Source organism: Corynebacterium sp. (assembly GCF_030530965.1).
Classification (GTDB): Bacteria; Actinomycetota; Actinomycetes; order Mycobacteriales; family Mycobacteriaceae; genus Corynebacterium.
Window position 1 is genome coordinate 67463 of sequence record NZ_JAUMTY010000003.1, and the last position, 17295, is coordinate 84757.

14 protein-coding genes and 1 tRNA gene are annotated in these 17295 nt (G+C 57.9%); 7 read left to right on the forward strand and 8 right to left on the reverse strand.

Going from position 1 to position 17295, the window contains the following annotated elements; all coding sequences use genetic code 11:
- Positions 1-532: 532 nt before the first annotated feature.
- Positions 533-2317, forward strand: coding sequence for a long-chain fatty-acid--CoA ligase (locus Q3981_RS01480; RefSeq protein WP_303123161.1), 1785 nt, complete (start codon positions 533-535; stop codon positions 2315-2317).
- A 41-nt stretch (positions 2318-2358) separates the two neighbouring features.
- Here the strand turns inward: Q3981_RS01480 and thrB are convergent, their stop codons facing one another.
- From thrB to argS, 4 genes are all read right to left on the reverse strand, one after another.
- Complete coding sequence (gene thrB / locus Q3981_RS01485; RefSeq protein ID WP_303123163.1) at positions 2359-3291, reverse strand: homoserine kinase; 933 nt, start codon at positions 3289-3291, stop codon at positions 2359-2361.
- Entirely contained in the window at positions 3292-4626 is a 1335-nt protein-coding gene (locus tag Q3981_RS01490) for a homoserine dehydrogenase (protein WP_303123165.1), read from the reverse strand.
- A 223-nt stretch (positions 4627-4849) separates the two neighbouring features.
- Positions 4850-6187, reverse strand: coding sequence for a diaminopimelate decarboxylase (gene lysA, locus Q3981_RS01495; RefSeq protein WP_303123222.1), 1338 nt, complete (start codon positions 6185-6187; stop codon positions 4850-4852).
- A gap of 116 nt (positions 6188-6303) precedes the next feature.
- Positions 6304-7968, reverse strand: a complete 1665-nt coding sequence (gene argS, locus Q3981_RS01500) for an arginine--tRNA ligase (protein ID WP_303123167.1) — start codon at positions 7966-7968, stop codon at positions 6304-6306.
- 363 nt (positions 7969-8331) lie between these two features.
- Between argS and Q3981_RS01505 the strand changes: the two genes are divergently transcribed.
- The 4 genes from Q3981_RS01505 (at position 8332) to Q3981_RS01520 (ending at position 11678) form a co-directional block, all read left to right on the forward strand.
- Entirely contained in the window at positions 8332-9117 is a 786-nt protein-coding gene (locus Q3981_RS01505) for a (Fe-S)-binding protein (RefSeq protein WP_012731925.1), read from the forward strand.
- The gene (locus tag Q3981_RS01510; protein ID WP_303123170.1) at positions 9114-10802 is read left to right on the forward strand and encodes a LutB/LldF family L-lactate oxidation iron-sulfur protein; all 1689 of its coding nucleotides are present in this window, start codon (positions 9114-9116) and stop codon (positions 10800-10802) included. The genes Q3981_RS01505 and Q3981_RS01510 overlap by 4 nt, the downstream gene beginning before the upstream one ends.
- 2 nt (positions 10803-10804) lie before the next feature.
- The gene (locus Q3981_RS01515) at positions 10805-11452 is read left to right on the forward strand and encodes an LUD domain-containing protein (protein ID WP_303123172.1); all 648 of its coding nucleotides are present in this window, start codon (positions 10805-10807) and stop codon (positions 11450-11452) included.
- Positions 11453-11605: 153 nt separating this feature from the next.
- Positions 11606-11678, forward strand: a tRNA-Arg gene (locus Q3981_RS01520).
- 74 nt (positions 11679-11752) lie between these two features.
- Here the strand turns inward: Q3981_RS01520 and Q3981_RS01525 are convergent.
- From Q3981_RS01525 to Q3981_RS01535, 3 genes are all read right to left on the reverse strand, one after another.
- Positions 11753-11953: a hypothetical protein gene (locus Q3981_RS01525; protein ID WP_060941859.1), complete on the reverse strand. Its 201-nt coding sequence runs from the start codon at positions 11951-11953 to the stop codon at positions 11753-11755.
- Positions 11954-12089: 136 nt separating this feature from the next.
- Positions 12090-13397: an anaerobic C4-dicarboxylate transporter gene (locus tag Q3981_RS01530; protein WP_303123175.1), complete on the reverse strand. Its 1308-nt coding sequence runs from the start codon at positions 13395-13397 to the stop codon at positions 12090-12092.
- A 311-nt stretch (positions 13398-13708) separates the two neighbouring features.
- Positions 13709-15409 (reverse strand): cytochrome b/b6 domain-containing protein, encoded by a 1701-nt coding sequence (locus tag Q3981_RS01535; RefSeq protein ID WP_303123177.1) that lies wholly within the window; start codon positions 15407-15409, stop codon positions 13709-13711.
- A gap of 533 nt (positions 15410-15942) precedes the next feature.
- Here Q3981_RS01535 and Q3981_RS01540 point away from each other — a divergent pair.
- Positions 15943-16146, forward strand: coding sequence for a DUF2188 domain-containing protein (locus Q3981_RS01540; protein WP_204087203.1), 204 nt, complete (start codon positions 15943-15945; stop codon positions 16144-16146).
- Positions 16147-16319: 173 nt separating this feature from the next.
- The gene (locus Q3981_RS01545) at positions 16320-17096 is read left to right on the forward strand and encodes an NAD-dependent deacylase (protein ID WP_303123179.1); all 777 of its coding nucleotides are present in this window, start codon (positions 16320-16322) and stop codon (positions 17094-17096) included.
- A 7-nt stretch (positions 17097-17103) separates the two neighbouring features.
- Here Q3981_RS01545 and Q3981_RS01550 read toward each other — a convergent pair.
- The coding region (locus Q3981_RS01550; RefSeq protein ID WP_303123181.1) for an HAD hydrolase-like protein at positions 17104-17295 on the reverse strand (192 nt) is incomplete at its 5' end.

The window sequence follows — 17295 nt, forward strand, 5'->3', positions numbered from 1 at the left end:
AGTGGATACGTGTCTCATCACGCGCTGGAGGGTTAGCCCTGTGGTGTTGTCCTATCGCGACGCTGCTTCATCGCTCTACCGTCGGTGGCCTCACGATGGTGTTTCTCCGATGGTGCAGCATGTCAACGGAATGTGCGTCATTTCGTGTCCGCTTGTGCCAATGTGCCGAAAGACACGTGACCTGCCCGAACTGCTATCGCGGTTTTTACCATTAGCCATCGCGGGCGATGCAGATTCGCGACACTACGCGCGATTACGAAATGAAGGATTCTTTGTAGCGTCCGGTCATCGGTGTTGCATTCAGGGTGGATGAGAAATCCCCTGGATCCACCGCGCTTGCTAGGCCGGAAGCCGATGTTACACATCGTTCGGCTCGATGCCCTAGCGGAGAATACACAACCTGATGAGCAGTCCGAAAACTACAACCAAAGGAATCGCTCATAACCGTACCACTTTCCAGCACAAGTCGCTGCAATGGCACACGGATGGGCTTCACCTGTATTTACGGTCTGTCTGACTTAAAGTAAACGGCATGAAGTCGACGATGATGGACGTGCCTCTTTCTGTCACCCAAATTTTCACCTACGGTGCCACTGTTTTCGGGGACACAGAGGTAACGAGTTGGGGCGAATCCGGGCCAGAGACCATCACGTTTTCCGCACTCGCCGGCCGAGCCGCCGCCTGTGCTCATGCCCTGCGGTCGCTCTGCGGTATCGACGCTGACCAACGCATCGGAACCATGATGGACAACTGCGCGGAACACCTCGAAGTATTTTTCGCCTCGTCCTGCATGGGAGCCGTCTTTAGCCCGCTGAACTCGCACCTTTCCGACGATCAAATCGTCCACATCATTAACTATGCGGATCAGAAGGTCATCGTTGTTTCGCCCCGCAATGCACCCCGCCTGGCACGGCTGATCACCGAGTGTCCGGGAGTCAATCACATCATCATCGCGTCCGGGTCGTCGGCACAGCGCGCTGAGGGCGTCGCTGCCTTCGATGCCATCCCTGACCCCCATTTTTCGGTCACCGATTATGAGGCTTTTATCGACGGTCAAGCCACCGAGTTTCCGTGGCCGGATCTCCCCGAAGACACCGCCGCTGCCCTCTGCTTTTCGACGGGCACCGAGGGGGCGCCCAAGGGTGTGGCATATTCTCACCGGTCTATGTTCTTGCACTCGCAGTCGTTGTTGGGTGTGGATTCTTTCGCCATCACTAATGGCGTGTCCTTCCTTTGTTGTGTGCCCATTTATCACGTCCTGAGCTGGGGCGTTCCCCTAGCCGCGTGGATGGCTGGTGCGCCGCTTATCTTCCCCGGCGAGGACCTTTCGGCGCCTCGTCTTGCGCGGGTGATCGCAACCTCGATGCCTCGCACGGCACACGGGGTCCCAACACTGTGGGTATCGCTCTTTTCTTACTATTTCCAAAACCCACCGAAGCGTATGAGTCTTCGGGAGATTTTCGCTGGCGGGGCTCCTGTCCCGCCGGTACTCATTAAGGTGTGGGAAGAAAAGTTTGGTGTCGACGTCATTCATTGTTGGGGAATGACAGAAACATCACCTGTGGGAACAGTATCGCGCCCACCAGCAGGCTTGAGTGGGGAAACGAGAGACCTCTACCGCGAGTCCCAGGGACGCTTCCCCGTGGCCATGAATTTCCGAATTGCCGACGACGCCGGCCGCGTGCTGGAAGGACACGACCGCAACCAGGGCGAAATCCAGGTGCGCGGCAATTGGGTGACCGGCTCCTACTTCCATTCACCGACGGGCGAGGGCGACGGCCCCGCTTCCCGTTTCCGCGGCGAGCCCATTGACTACGCCGATGATCGTTTCACCGACGACGGGTGGTTCCGCACAGGAGACGTCGGCTCTATTAACCGCGATGGGTTCTTAACGGTCAATGATCGCATTCGCGATGTCATCCGCTCAGGTGGGGAATGGATTTATTCGGCCGAGCTCGAGAACTATGTTGTCGACGCTCCCCCGGTTCTTGAGTGTGCCGTTATCGGATATCCCGATGAGACCTGGGGTGAGCGCCCGTTGGCGGTGACTGTTCTTGCCGACGGGGTTGAGCGGTCGGCGGCGACGGCAGAGCGTCTTCGCACACGATTGCGCGGGGTCATTCCCGGGTGGATGATCCCCGAGTACTGGGCGTTCGTTGACACTATCGATAAGACGAGCGTCGATAAATATGACAAGAAGGACCTGCGGCAGCACCTTGCCGACGGGAAGCTGGATGTCATTTCCCTGCAAGGTCCCCGCCGTAGTGGCGATAGCTACGGCGACAATGGTTCCTCTAGCTCAGCATCGCAGGCCTAGCGTGTGGGCGGGAAAGCCCGCCACGCACTCATCCCACGCATCTATCCCAGTTCTTTACGATTCACCTGGATAGGCCCAGCGATGGGGAGTGTGAGAACGCGAAGCCCCTCGGAGGATGCGGTGTGGATGATTTCGGCAGGCAGATCCTCGGTGGAGAGAACCATGATGGTGGGGCCGGCACCCGACAAATACGCCGCATAACCCCGGTTACGCAGGCGATTCACCCATTCCGCAGAGACCGGTAAGGCGTCTGCGCGGTAGGGCTGGTGAAGGCGATCCCTCGTGCCCTCCCACAACAGCTCGGGGTTGGTGCGCAACGCAACCGTCATGACTGCCGTTCGTGACACATTGAATCGTGCGTCAACATGGCTCACATCACTGGGCAGCACTCGGCGCACCGCATTCGTCGACGCCGTGAAATCCGGGATAAAGGCCGTCGCGCGAATGTCGGGGTGAACATCCACGCCGATCGCGTGGTACTGAGGGGCCGTTTCACCATCGACGGGCGTATCCGTCCAGGAGACCACTGCCCCACCCAGCACAGATGCGGCCGCATTATCGGGGTGACCCTCAAAAGAACTCACAACCTGAACAACCTGATCAGTGGTGAGGGCATTATCTGCAAGGGCATTAGCAGCACAGACTCCAGCCGCTGCCGCCGCCGCGGACGACCCGAGACCACGCGATTGGGGAATCGAGTTTTCGCAGGAGACCGCCAGGCCGGGCACATCGGCATGGGCAACACGAAGCCCTTCACGAATCGCTCGCACCACCAAATGTGTTCCGTCGAGGGGAACCTCGCCAGCGCCTTCGCCCTGCACGTCAACGGTTAACCCAGACGCAGTGACCTCGACGGTTACCAGGTCATAGAGCCCCACAGCCAAGCCGAGGGTGTCGAATCCAGGCCCAAGATTGGCCGACGACGCTGGCACGCGGACCGTGACCGAGCGCCCCACCGGGATATCGTGTGGCACTTAGTCGTCCCCCTCCATGCGCAGTACACGCTCGACGGACAGCACCGTATCGATGGATGAAACGTCGGCCACGGTTTTCTCGAGGTCGTCTTCCCGAGCCATGTGGGTCACAACGACCAACCGAGCGCCGTTTTCGCTGCCCTCCTGGCGGACCGTCTTCAGCGATATGCCGCGGTTTGCGAAACACTTGGCGACGTCGGCAAGAACACCAACCTGGTCCTTCACGTGCATCACAACGTGGTAGCGGGTGTCGATAGAACCGAAAGGTGCGATAGGCAACGACGCGTACACCGACTCTCCCGGAGCACGACCACCCAAAACGATGTTTCGTGACGCACCAATCACGTCACCCAAGACAGCAGATGCGGTCGGGTTTCCGCCGGCACCATTTCCGTAGAACATCAGACGCCCAGCGGCCTCCGCCTCAACGAACACCGCGTTGAACGACTGCGACACGCTCGCCAACGGGTGGTTACGCGAGACCAGCGCCGGGTACACCCTGGCAGAGACGGATTCCTTGCCATCGCTATCAACAAGTCGCTCACAGAGAGCCAGCAACTTAATAGTGCATCCCACTGCTTTTGCCGACGCGATATCCGCTGCGGTGATCTCACGAATGCCCTCGCGGTAGACGTCGTCGGCGGACACGCGCGTGTGGAAAGCGATGGACGCAAGGATGGCCGCCTTCGATGCTGCGTCATATCCGTCGACGTCGGCGGTGGGGTCTGCCTCGGCATATCCCAAACGGGTCGCTTCAGCAAGCATCTCGTCATAGGACGCGCCCGACTCATCCATCGCGTCGAGGATGAAGTTCGTGGTCCCGTTGACAATGCCCATGACGCGGTTGACGCGGTCACCAGCAAGAGAGCGGCGCAGAGGCCCCACCACTGGGATCGCCGCCGCCACTGCTGCTTCGAAGAACAAATCTGCGCCCGACGCGTCCGCTGCTTCGGCTAATTCGTCGGCATGAGCCGCCACCAGGGCTTTGTTCGCAGTGACGACGGACTTCCCGGCCCGCAACGCCGCCAACACGAGCTTTCGTGGCAGGTCAATACCGCCGATGACTTCCACGACGAGGTCGATATCGTCGCGAAGAACCAAGCTCATGGCATCGTCGGTGAGGAGGTCGGGATCAACGCCTTCGCGCGGGCGGGATAGATCGGACACGGCCACACCGCGGATTTCTATTGGCCCACCAGCTCGTTCGGTAAATTCGTCGGCATACTCGTTCATGAGCCGATAGGCAGCCTGCCCGACGGTGCCAAAGCCGAGGAGGGCAACTCCGACGGTTTCCCCGGCCCCTTTTCCGGTGTTGTAGCTAGTTTGCTGGGTCATATTCCTATCCCTTGTGCTTCCCTTGTGTTGGTTCCCTTGTGTGGTGTTCGGTTTACAACGTTGTTGGCTCAACGTCGTTGTCCTGTATGCGTCGGCAGACAAAGCTGTATGAAGGATACTATATCTAGTATTTATGCTGGTCTACTCAGGTTTTATGTAACCGACAGATCAGATCGACGGTTTCGACCTATCGTCAGCAGTGGTCAGCAATTGTCCGCTGTGGTCAGCAATCTTCGTCGAGCGCAAGAAGATCATCGATAGTTTCCCGACGGACCATCACGCGTTCGTGACCGTCGCGCACCGCGACAACAGCCGGACGGCAAAACATGTTGTACCGCGACGACATAGAGAAGCAGTACGCGCCAGTCCCCGCGAGGGCGATACGGTCCCCGACCTCGATATCGTCGGGATAAATCCCGTCTTCGACGAGGATATCTCCGGATTCACAGTGCGATCCCACTAGGCGCGTGGGAATCGGGTTTCCGTGCATCAGGCGATTAATCACCCGTCCGTCGTAATGGGCGTTGTACAGCGCGGGGCGGATATTATCCGACATCCCACCGTCGACGGCGAGGTAACGCCGCGTGGATCGCTCATCCGTGGGCACATCTTTAATTGTCCCCACGGTGTAGACGGTCACGGTTGACGGGCCGGCAATGGCTCGGCCAGGCTCAACCATCAACGTCGGCGGGTCAAAGTGCAGGTCATGGGCCGCTTTGTGGACGCGAGCTTTAAGATCGTCGGCCACCGACCGGACATCCAGGGGCGAATCTGAAGCACTGTAGGCAATACCGTAACCGCCACCCAGATCCAGGATGTCCAAGGAATCCTTGACATCTTTTTTCTCGACGCCACCGTCGCTGCCGAATCGACCGAGTTGGTGGTGCAGATCAGCCATCAAGCCAAGCAAACGTTCGGCCGCGAGGGAGAACCCGTCGGCGTCGAAAACCTGTGACCCGACGTGACAGTGCAACCCAGCGACGGCCAGCGAGTCGTAGTCCATCGCCGCAAGGACAGCGTCCTTAGCTGCACCGGAAGCCAACGACAGGCCGAATTTCTGGTCTTCGTGTGACGTCGCAATGAATTCGTGAGTATCCGCGTGAACACCTGGTGTCACGCGGATCAACACTTCTTGGCGGACGCCAGCATCCCGCGCAATCTTCCCTAGCCGATCCACTTCCTGGCGGGAGTCGATCACAATGTGGCCCACGCCTGCCTGAACGGCCTTGGTCAACGTGCTGTCCAACTTGTTATTGCCATGCACGGTGATGCGCTCGGGTGGAAAACCTGCGCGCAATGCCACGTCCAGCTCACCATCGGAGGCGACGTCGAGGCACAGTCCCTCGCTCGCCACCCATCGGGCAATGCCCACGGTAAGGAACGCTTTGGATGCGTAATGAACATGGCCGGGGCCGTCGAAGGCATCGGCCATGGCCCGGCATCGAGCACGGAAATCGTCCTCATCCACGACCATGAGTGGAGTTCCGTACTTATTGGCCAAGTCGACCAGGCGAACACCGGCAATCGACACCTGGCCGTCGTCGTCGCGGTGTGCGTTCATGGGCCACACATGCGGTGGCAGAGCATTGAATTGGTCGGTTGAAAACTCGGGCAGGCTCGCGTCGGCGTATAGATGCGCAAAGCCTGGTCCTTTACTGAGTAGATCCACGGGGGCTCCTACATGCGTTCGGGTGCGCTGACACCGAGAAGGTTCAATGCGTTAGCGATCGTTTGGCGCGTTGCCTGCGCTAATGCCAGCCGTGCGTGAACAATCGGTGCTGCGTCGTCGCCCGTCGGCTCGGATTTCTTGGGAAGGATTTGGCAGGAATCGTAGAACCGGTGGAATGTCCCAGCCAGCTCCTCCATGTAGCGCGCGATGCGGTGCGGTTCACGGAGCTCCGCCGCAGTCCCCACTACAGACGGGAACTCGCCCAAAGTGCGAATGAGCGCACCCTCGTAGTCATTGGTCAGGAGAGAGTAATCGGGGTCCTTGACCGCGATCCCCGCTGCCTGTGCCTTCCTCCCCAACGAGCACAACCGCGCGTGCGCATACTGCACATAAAACACGGGGTTGTCGTTAGTTTGGCGGGCCCACAGGTCCATATCAATATCCAGCGTTTGGTCCACTGAGCTGCGGATAAGCGCATAGCGGGCGGCGTCGACACCAATAAGTTCGACAAGGTCATCGAGGGTGATGACCGTCCCGGCGCGCTTCGACATCTTGACAGCTTTGCCATCGCGCACCAGGTTCACCATCTGCCCGATCAGGACCTCGACCTGGATCGGGTCATAGCCCAGTGCCTGCGCGGCCGCCTTGAGGCGAGCGATATAACCGTGGTGGTCGGCTCCCAACATATAGATGCACAGGTTGTGGCCACGTTCGATTTTGTCCCTGATGTAGGCGATATCGCCCGCGATATATGCTGCGTCGCCGTCGGACTTGATCACGACGCGGTCTTTGTCGTCGCCAAACGAGGTGCTGCGCAGCCACCATGCCCCGTCGGCCTCGTAGAGGTTGCCATTGTCTTTCAGCTTTTGTATCGCTTGATCCACCGCGCCGGATTCGAAGAGCGAATTCTCGTGGAAGAACACGTCGAAATCGGTGCCGAATTCGTGGAGGGTGCGCTTGATATGCGCAAACATGAGGTCGACGCCTTCTTTACGGAAGAGTTCCTGGCGTTCCTCGGGTGGCAGTTGCGTTGCTTCCGGGTGCTTATCGACGACGGACGACGCGATGTCCTGGATGTATTCCCCTCCGTAGCCGTCCTCCGGAGTGGGCTGGCCGAGGGCCGCTGCGACGAGTGAGCGTGCGAAGCGATCGATCTGCCGCCCGTGGTCGTTGAAGTAGTACTCCCTGGTAATCGACGCGCCACGGAATGCAAAAATGCGTCCGAGAGCGTCACCAACTGCGGCCCAGCGTGTACCGCCCAGGTGGATCGGCCCGGTGGGGTTTGCGGATACGAATTCGAGGTTGATGACCTCGTCGCTAAGTTCTGAGCTGCTTCCGAACCGTTCCCCTTCGGCGAGGATGCGCCCGACGATTTCTCCCTGAGCGGCGGCAGCCAGGCGAATGTTGAGAAACCCCGGGCCGGCGACGTCAACAGTCTCGATGGCGGAGTTGGTGGCTAAGTCTTCTGCCAGCCAACCGGCTAGCTCCCGTGGTGATGTTCCCACTTTCTTGGCAATCTGCAAGGCCAAGTTCGTTGCGTAGTCGCCATGTTCTGGGTTACGGGGTCGTTCTACTGTCACCGTCGGCGGTAGTACCGAGGCATCTTTCCCGTGGTGTGACAAGACGGATTCAGCACGCGTGGCAATGAGAGTCGACAATTCTTCGGGAGTCATAGGCCCACAGTGTACGGCACCGCGCCGGGGTTCCCTATCACTGCCAAGTGCTGGTTCAGCTCGCTGTCGGTTTCGGTTGATTGAACCGTTTGTCAGGGCTGAGCGCTGGTGCTAGCTCATCGATTTTCACCCCGAAAGTGGGTAACTCTGAGTTTTTTATTTCCGAAACGTTGGTATTGCGTTAATGCACATACCTTTCTAGGGAATTTCCATGCACTGCGCGAATGCTTAATAAAGTCTCGCGACAATCATTTTCATTTCATTATCAACTCATTTACCTGCGTCGATACGCGTTCACCACCTCTGAGGAATGAAGTTTTAGTCCTAAACTGATGATGACGACTTTAACCCTGAGGAGGGCTTGTGCGTATCGCACTATTTTCCACGTGTATCGGGGATGCCCTATTTCCTGACGCTTCCAAGGCGACGGCAGTGATCTTGTCCCGGCTTGGCCACGAAGTAGTATTCCCCGAAGGCCAGACGTGCTGCGGACAGATGCACGTCAACACTGGCTATCAAAGAGAAATCATCCCCCAGATCCGCGATTATGTTGACGCATTCTCGGATCCATCCATTGACTACGTCATCGCGCCATCGGGCTCATGCACGGGTGCGGTCCGCCACCAGCACCAAATGGTTGCGGAACGCTATGGCGATAAAGCACTCGTCGACGGTGTGAAGAAGACGGCACCGAAGACCTTGGATCTCTCGGAGTTCCTCGTTGATATCGAGGGGAAAACGAATATTGGTGCTTATTTCCCCCACCGCGTGACGTACCACTCAACCTGCCACTCGCTGCGCATGGTGAAGGTGGGCGACCGCCCCTATCAGCTGCTCAAACAGGTCAAGAGCCTGGATCTTGTCCGCCTGCCCGGCGCGGAGGAATGCTGCGGATTCGGCGGAACGTTCTCAGTCAAGAACGCGGATACGTCGGCCGCCATGGTGGGCGATAAGGCTCGCAATGTTGTCTCGACCGGTGCGGAATTCGTCACCGCCGGCGACCCGAGCTGCCTCATGAATATCGGCGGTAGCTTGTCCCGCCAGCGCTCTGGAGTCCGCGCCCTGCACATTGCGGAAATCCTCGCATCGACTGAAGAACACCCCTGGACGCCGGAAGGCGCGTTCTATTCCAAGGAGGCAATGCTGTGACCATCAGTCTTGGTATGCCGACGATGCCACCCACCGCTCCTGACGGCGTCGGCAATCTTCGTGGTACGGAGAGATTCCAGCAAGCTGCCCGCCATGATCTAAAGAATTCGGTCCAGCGCCACAACTTGCGGATGGCGACGCACACGATTCGCGATAAGCGCGCCCGTGTCGTCGGTGAAATCGACGATTGGCAGCAGCTTCGCGACGCCGGTTCGGCCATTAAGCGCGATGTGATGGCTCGGATGCCTGAGCTTCTGGAGCAGTTTGAGGAAGCCGTCACCGCCCGTGGTGGACATGTGCACTGGGCCCGCGACGCGAAAGAGGCCAATGAGATCATCACCGGTCTTGTTAAGGAGACAGGTGAGAAGAAGGTCGTCAAGATTAAGTCGATGGCGACGATGGAGATCGGCCTCAACGATGCCCTCAAGGAAGCTGGAATTGAGGCGCGCGAAACGGACCTGGCCGAGCTGATTGTCCAGCTTGGTCATGACCGTCCGTCGCACATCGTGGTCCCTGCGATTCACCGTAACCGCGCTGAGATCCGGGACATCTTCATCAAGGAGATGCCCAACACAGATGAGAGTTTGACGGATAACCCTGCGGACTTGGCCGAGGCATCGCGGCTCTTCTTGCGCAAGCAGTTTATGGACGCGAAGGTCGCCATTTCTGGCGCTAACTTCGGTATCGCAGAGACGGGCACCCTGTCCATCGTCGAGTCTGAGGGCAATGGCCGCATGTGCCTGACTTTGCCTGAGACGTTGATCTCCGTGATGGGGATTGAAAAGCTCTTGCCGACGTTCAAGGACCTCGAGGTGTTCCTGCAGCTGCTTCCCCGGTCCTCCACCGGCGAGCGCATGAACCCCTACACCAGCCTGTGGTCGGGAACGACTGAAGGCGACGGGCCGAAGAACTTCCACATCGTGCTCATTGACAATGGACGCACACATGCGCTGGCGAATGCCATCGGCCGTGAAGCATTGAAGTGCATCCGCTGCTCCGCGTGCTTGAACGTGTGCCCGGTGTACGAACGGGCTGGCGGACACGCCTACGGGTCAACCTACCCAGGCCCCATTGGCGCCATTTTGACCCCACAGCTGGCCGGTATGGAATCCGCCGAGGATCCCAATGCTTCTCTCCCCTATGCCTCCTCATTATGCGGTGCCTGCTTTGAAGTCTGCCCCGTCGAGATCGACATCCCGTCCGCGTTGCTGGAGCTTCGCCACCAGAAGATTGAGCACCACCGGCCGAAGTTCGAGGGCATGATCATGAGCAGCATGGGACTTGTCTTCGGGAACAAACAGATTTGGAACTTCTCCGCCCGAGCCGCTGTGTTGGGACGGGCTCTCGGGTGGCCGAAGGGGAAGATCACGAGCCTGCCCGGCTTCCTCTCTGGGTGGTCGAATGTGCGGGATACGGCAATTCCGCCGAAGAAATCGTTCCGTGCGTGGTTCGCTTCCGAGGAAGGCAAGAGGACTCTGGCCGCTGCCCGGAAGGAAGGCATTCCGGATAACAGTTTCCGCCATGCCGATCACAACACTGGCGACGCCGCCGAAGTAAAGGTCAGTGAACCTGGCGAGCGGAAGACGTCATCGAAGCCTCTCGAGCATGTGCTGGACGACGCTACTTCTGAGCCACAGGCACACGACGACAGCAGCGCTAAGAATTCGTCGAAGGAGGGGAAGTAGTCATGGGATTCCGGTCTACGTCCGCTAAAGAAGAAATCCTCGGGCGAATCCGCAACGCAAACAAACTGGCTGGTGTGCCGTCGGAGCCCTACCCCATTCCACGGGACTACAGGACCAACCGAACTCGGTCCACCGACGAACTGGTCGATCTCCTCGAAGATCGATTGGTGGATTATAAGGCCGACGTTCACATCGTGAAAGAGGCTGACCTGCCGTCCACAGTGGCTGACCTTTGCCGCGAACATGGCTTCTCTAAGCTCGGAGTAGCCGAGGGCATCGACGAATCGATTTATTCCTCAGTCTCAGCTGACGTTGAGAAGGATGATCGCTCCACGGATCCTCATAAGTTGGGGCGCTTTGATGCGATTATCACGGAGTCTCACGTCAGTTCCGCGCAGACGGGCACGATCTACCTGGATGGATCGGCGACGAATGGCCGCCGTGCCCTGACGCTGGTCCCTGACTGCCATTTGTGCATCGTGCGCGAGGAGTCGATTGTCTACGGTGTTCCTGAGGCTATTGATCGCCTCAACCCGGAGATGCCGATCACTCTTGTCTCTGGCCCGTCGGCGACCTCTGATATTGAGTTGAGTCGTGTTGAAGGGGTTCACGGACCACGAACTCTGATCGTGTTGATTGTTCGGAAGTGACTGGTAGATAAGGCATTCTCGCGTGATTGGCGACGCGAGTTACCCCGCGTGTTCGTACTTTCACGGCGGAGTGCTAAGGTAGTTTCGTCGTGCGGTGAACACCCCGTTATCCGTTGAATCAGTGTCAAAGGATCGTGGTGTTTTGCCGGTGATGCCTCCGTAGCTCAGGGGATAGAGCGTTGGTTTCCGGTACCAAAGGTCGCAGGTTCGAATCCTGTCGGGGGCACAGTAAAACCCCGCTTTGATCAGTACAGATACTTGGTCAAAGCGGGGCTTAGTCTTTTCTAACTAGCGTGTTACCTAGCTAGCTTGCTTAATCGTCTCTACCTCAATATCCACGTCATCTTCTTTTATTCCTGCAAGATAAGCGATCGCTTCCCGCATTTCATCCGCGGCATCATCGAGGTTTTCCACCTGGGACACGGCACCCACTTCGGGGCACACGAGGACCCAGACATCACTACTCGTTCCTGGTTCGGCTGTGACAGTAAAAGTAGACATTATTAACCCACCATCCTTCTTTTCCTCGGTCAAAGCCGGTATATCGCTTTCTATTGTATTGCTTTAAACCCGATGAGAATGAAAATTATTCGGAATACACGCCTCGGAGGACGGCGTGCGGCGGGGTGTGAATCAGCTAAATCAGGAGTTCCCCCAAAACAAAGCCTGAAGCAACCGCCGTTGCAATAGCCACCGTGCCCGGTATGAGGAATGGGTGGTTAAACACGTATTTTCCGATCCGTGTGGTTCCCGTGTCGTCCATTTCCACGGCCGCGAGAAGCGTCGGATATGTCGGCAAAATAAACAAAGAACTTACTGCTGCAAACGATGCCACGGCTATGACGGGGCTTACCCCCACCGCCAATGCTGCGGGCATGAGAGCCTTCGTCGTAGCCGCCTGGGAGTACAGCAAGGCCGCAGCAAGGAACAACACCACGGCGAGCATCCACGGATAGTCCTTCAACACGTTCCCGGCTAGGTCTTTAATCTGGTCCAGGTGCGCGTCGATAATGGTTGTCCCCAGCCATGCAACACCCATGACGCATATGCACGCGGACATGCCCGACTTAAACACCTGGGTCGTCAAGATTTCAGCAGCCGGTAGCTTGCACACAAGCGTAATTATCGTGGCCGTGGCCAGCATCAATGAAATGATGGCTTCATTCCGAGGCAATGTCGGATATGAAATTAAGCCCACTTGGTCGGAAATCAGGGTCGCGTAGACCATCACCGCAATAATTGCGACAAGGAAAATCCACACCGAAAGTTTGGAATTCTTTGTGGGGACATACGCTGTCTGACCTTGTGTCCGCTTCACTAGACCTTTAGCTAGCCGATCTTGATAAATCGGGTCTTCGCTTAACTCTTTACCAAGGTGATTGGTAATGAACGCTGCAGGAAAAATAGCCACGAAAGTGGACGGAATAACCACAGCAAGGAGCGTCAGGTAGCTCACCCCATGCGGCTCCATTAACGACGCCATCAAAACGACCGCAGCCGAAATCGGCGACGCGGTAATCGCAATCTGAGATGCGACAACGGAAATGGATAACGGCCTGGACGGGCGGACACCACCCTCTTTCGCTACTTCAGCAATGACCGGAAGCGTCGAAAAAGCGGTATGCCCTGTACCGGCCAATAACGTCATTAAATACGTGACAATCGGGGCAAGGAATGTGACTCGTTTGGGATTTTTCCGCAAGAAACGTTCAGCTACGTGAACCAGGTAGTCCATTCCTCCGGCCAATTGCATCGCGGCAATTGCCGAAATGACGGACATAATAATGCTGATGACGTCGAACGGGATCTGTTCATGGGACACCGGAACTCCGGTCAGTCCGAGGACAAGTACCCCCAGGCCGCCGGCGAAGCCGATTGCTATTGAACCTAACCGGGCCCCCAGGACAATAGCCGCCAAGACGATCAATATCTGCAGTGCAAACAAAAATCGAGGCTTTCTACTCACGCGTAAACAGGTGAATCAACGGGCGCGACCGCGTCATCATCGCCAACGTTTACAACGGGCCGTAGCCCGGAACGCTTGTGATCCGTCCACACACTAGTACCCCCGGATTCACATCCCCAACACCCCAGGAAGAAGCCACAATTACACTGACATTCACTCTCGGCAGAGGCTCAGACGCGTGCCGGCGCGTCTCGGGACGTGCCAACGCATGCCAGAAACGCGAAATTCGTCGTCGATAATCTCTTTATCGACGACGAATGGGCGCTCAGTCTTGCGGGTGCGTGTGAGTTCTAGCGCGCGCTCACCTGGCCAAATCGACTTGCGATCGGAGCCAGAACGAGCGGTCGTGCCGCCATCACAGCCGCGACTGCAACAGCTAGGCCACCGATGAACCAGAGGAAACCACCCCAGTTCGCTGAGTCATTACCAGCGAACATGTGATTCAGGTTTTCGCGGAAGCCCGTCGTGAAGACGAGGAAAACGTGAACGAAAACGAAGAACACGAAGAAGATCATCGTCGGGTAGTGAATATGACGAGCGACCGGGGCCGGGTACAGCTTGTTCAGGGTTTTTGCCTTCTTCGGCCACCATTCACTCATGCGCACGCCCGAGATCGCAGCGAGCGGGGCCGCGACGAAGATCACCAGGAAGTACATAATCTGCTGCAAACTATTGAAGTTCTCCCAACCATGTTCCGCCGGCCACTCGAACGACGCATACTGCAATGCTGCGGACAGGGCGTTCGGGAAGACTTTCCAGCTGGTCGGTACGAGGCGCGTCCAGTGACCCGTGGAGAACAAGAGCACGACGAAAACCACGCCGTTGACCAGCCACAACACATCAAGTGAGGTGTGCAGCCACAAGAAGATGCTGATTTTCTTACCGCCGCGCTTCGATTGCCACACAGCGGGAGGCTTTTGCTGATGACGCACTTGTAGACCAGTCCGGATAATCAGCAGCATGAAGAAAAAGTTGAGGTAATGCTGCCATCGGGCCCACAGTGGGAAACCAGGATCCGGCTCGGGCGAAGGATCGTATTCGCCGGGATACTTGTCCACCCATCGAGAGACGGCATCTAGGCTCATCAGCCATCGGGCGCCAAGAACGACGATGACGCCGAGGACAATAAGTCCAGCGGCAATGAGGCCTGCGATCTTGCCCCACTGCACCAGACTCTTTTCACCGATCATGATCGGTTCGCGCTGCTTCTTCGAGTCCTTCTTCCCGGACTTCTTGGCAGCGTCTTTGCCGGTCTTGCCTTTTCCGGCCTTGCCAGTGCCTGATTTCTTATTGCCCGGCGCTTTCGGACCGCCGGGTTTATTTGCAGCTGGGGCTTTTGCGCCCGGCTTGCCTGGTGCGCCTGCGCTCGGTTTACCTGGCTTCCCTGGCGCACCAGGTTTGTTAGCTCCGGGTTTACTGGGGGCACCGGGAGCAGCTGCTCCAGCCGCCGAGGGTGCCTTCGGAGCACCCGGAGCACCCGGAGCTGATGGGGCTTTAGGAGCACCGGGGGCCTTGGGAGCTCCACCTGCCTTGGCAGAGGCTGGAGCCTTCGGAGCACCCGGTGCAGACGGCGCTTTAGGCGCACCAGGAGCTTGAGGTGCTCCACCCGCTTTAGCGGACGTCGGCGCTTTTGGCGCGCCTGATGCAGATGGCGCTTTTGGCGCACCGGGGGCCTTGGGAGCACCGCCTGCCTTAGCAGCCGAGGGCGCTCCCCCTTCCTTCACGTCGCCAGATGCCGACGGAGCCTTCGGAGCGCCGGGAGCTTTCGGCGCACCTGGTGCTGCCGGAGCACCAGGAGCTTGCGACTTAGCGCTGAGCTTCGGTTTGTCGCCCGACCCAGCGTCGTCACCCTGGGTGGTTGTGCTATCGACCTCGCGCGGCTCCACCGCCTCCGTCGTCGTGTCGTCGCTGTCAGACGCGGCTGGGGCACGTTTTTTCGAGGCCTCCGATGGGGATGGGCTCCCCGGTGGGGGTGGAGGAACTGGCGACATCGTAGATCTCTCCTCATCAATTCAAGCTCGTCATTAAGTCGCGGCAATCCTGGTCCCGGTGTCCGAGTGCGACGGTTGTACCCCACCGCCGGGTTGTCCACGCTGAGATAACCACCGATGAACGGTCAGTATCTTTCGTAGATAGCCCCGGCGCGCGGACTCACAGAACCGTCACAACTGATCGTCGCGATGAAAGAATATCAACAGCTTACTGTGAACAGTGTCACTAAAGGGTGAAAAGCCACAGATCTGAAAATCACAGCTCCCCCCGGGGTGATGCTCAACAGCCATTACCTGTTGCTCTCCCCGACTATTACCGGTTTCTAAAAACGCAAAATACCTTGCCCGAGAAAACGAGTAATCCCAGAGGGCCTCTATTACTGTGGCCATAATCTCGATGAACGCACAGCGCATCAAATGACCTGTCTCTATACTTGATACATAGCACTGCTTGGTGTTCGGATACGACTGAATTCATTCGGTCGCCTACCGGAATAAGCGTCGTCAATTGATTGAGATGAAAGGACACAGCAATGGCAGATACCGTTATCGAGACCTACAACGAAGATGGTGAGTGGAAGAACCGCCCTCAGGGTAACGAGCGCGCGACCAGCACCCACGAGACCAAAGAGGAAGCTGTTGAATACGGCCGTAACCTCGCCAAAGAGCGCAAGGGTGACCACATCATCAAGAATCTGGACGGCACTATTTCTGAGCGTCATTCTTACTCGGAATAGTTCGGAGCAATAAAGAACGGCCCACGAAGAGCACGTGGCTTAATATCCCTCGCCACTTACTGTGAGCGAGCAGGGAAAGCGTAATAGCCGGTGCTCTTCTCTCGGGCTCCGTTAATCACACCACAATTCCCAGCAGTACCACTCTCCCACTGCGCGAGCATCGAGTGAATCTGATGTTTCCCAATACAACTGTTATCTCTCCTACTGACCCACTTCCATCTAGTCTCCGCACCGCCCGAGACAGAGCGCGCAGCGTTGAAATATTCACGGGAGCGGGGATGAGCGCTGATAGCGGTTTAGATACTTTCCGCGATGCAGAGACTGGTTTATGGAGTCACGTGGACCCCCAGGCAATGGCCAGTATTGATTCGTGGCGGGAGGATCCCGATCCCATGTGGGCCTGGTATCAGTGGCGGGAACACTGTGCGCGTGAAGCGCAACCTCATGCCGGACATAAAGCGTTGGCCCGGTGGGGTGCGCGCAATGGGGTGTCTATGCACACCACGACTCAAAATATCGATGACCTGCACGAACGCGCGGGAGCACAGAATGTGGCACACCTCCACGGCCGCCTGAACGAATATCGGTGCAGTGTGTGTGGAAAGCCCGCGCCTGGTGAAGAACCCCCTACCCATCCCGTTGAGCGGCTCGCTCCCCCTCGCTGCGCGGAGTGCGGAGGAACAGTCCGCCCAAGCGTCGTGTGGTTTGGCGAGGCCCTGCCATCCAAAGATTGGTCAGAGGCAGAAGCAGCCATGACCGACGCCGACCTGGTGGTCATCATCGGAACGTCCGGCGTCGTTTATCCGGCAGCATCATTGCCGACGCTTGCCGCGCGCCGTGGCACCCCCATCGTGGAGGTCAGCCCGGCCGAGACCGACCTCACCCAGTTAGCTACGTGGTCGATCCGAGCGAACGCCGCCGAGGGTTTGCCCTGGCTCGTCGACCAATAGCCTTCTTCTACTCCTCGAATTCACCGCAGGGATCGTGAACATTCCCAACGAGGTCTTTGACTGAGTCAATCACGCGGCTAGGCCGGTAGGGGAAGTCCTCGATCATGTCGTCGTCGGTAATACCGGACCGGACGAGGATTGTCTTCATACCGGCTTCCATCCCGGCCTTGATGTCAGTATCCATGCGATCGCCCACCAT

Excerpts from the sequence above, each read along its gene's own strand:
- Q3981_RS01525 (WP_060941859.1), bottom strand. The coding sequence starts at position 11,953 with ATGTCTACTTTTACTGTCACAGCCGAACCAGGAACGAGTAGTGATGTC.
- Q3981_RS01540 (WP_204087203.1), top strand. The coding sequence starts at position 15,943 with ATGGCAGATACCGTTATCGAGACCTACAACGAAGATGGTGAGTGGAAG.
- Q3981_RS01535 (WP_303123177.1), bottom strand. The coding sequence starts at position 15,409 with ATGTCGCCAGTTCCTCCACCCCCACCGGGGAGCCCATCCCCATCGGAG.
- Q3981_RS01480 (WP_303123161.1), top strand. The coding sequence starts at position 533 with ATGAAGTCGACGATGATGGACGTGCCTCTTTCTGTCACCCAAATTTTC.
- Q3981_RS01490 (WP_303123165.1), bottom strand. The coding sequence starts at position 4,626 with ATGACCCAGCAAACTAGCTACAACACCGGAAAAGGGGCCGGGGAAACC.
- argS (WP_303123167.1), bottom strand. The coding sequence starts at position 7,968 with ATGACTCCCGAAGAATTGTCGACTCTCATTGCCACGCGTGCTGAATCC.
- Q3981_RS01545 (WP_303123179.1), top strand. The coding sequence starts at position 16,320 with ATGTTTCCCAATACAACTGTTATCTCTCCTACTGACCCACTTCCATCT.
- Q3981_RS01515 (WP_303123172.1), top strand. The coding sequence starts at position 10,805 with ATGGGATTCCGGTCTACGTCCGCTAAAGAAGAAATCCTCGGGCGAATC.
- lysA (WP_303123222.1), bottom strand. The coding sequence starts at position 6,187 with ATGAACGCACACCGCGACGACGACGGCCAGGTGTCGATTGCCGGTGTT.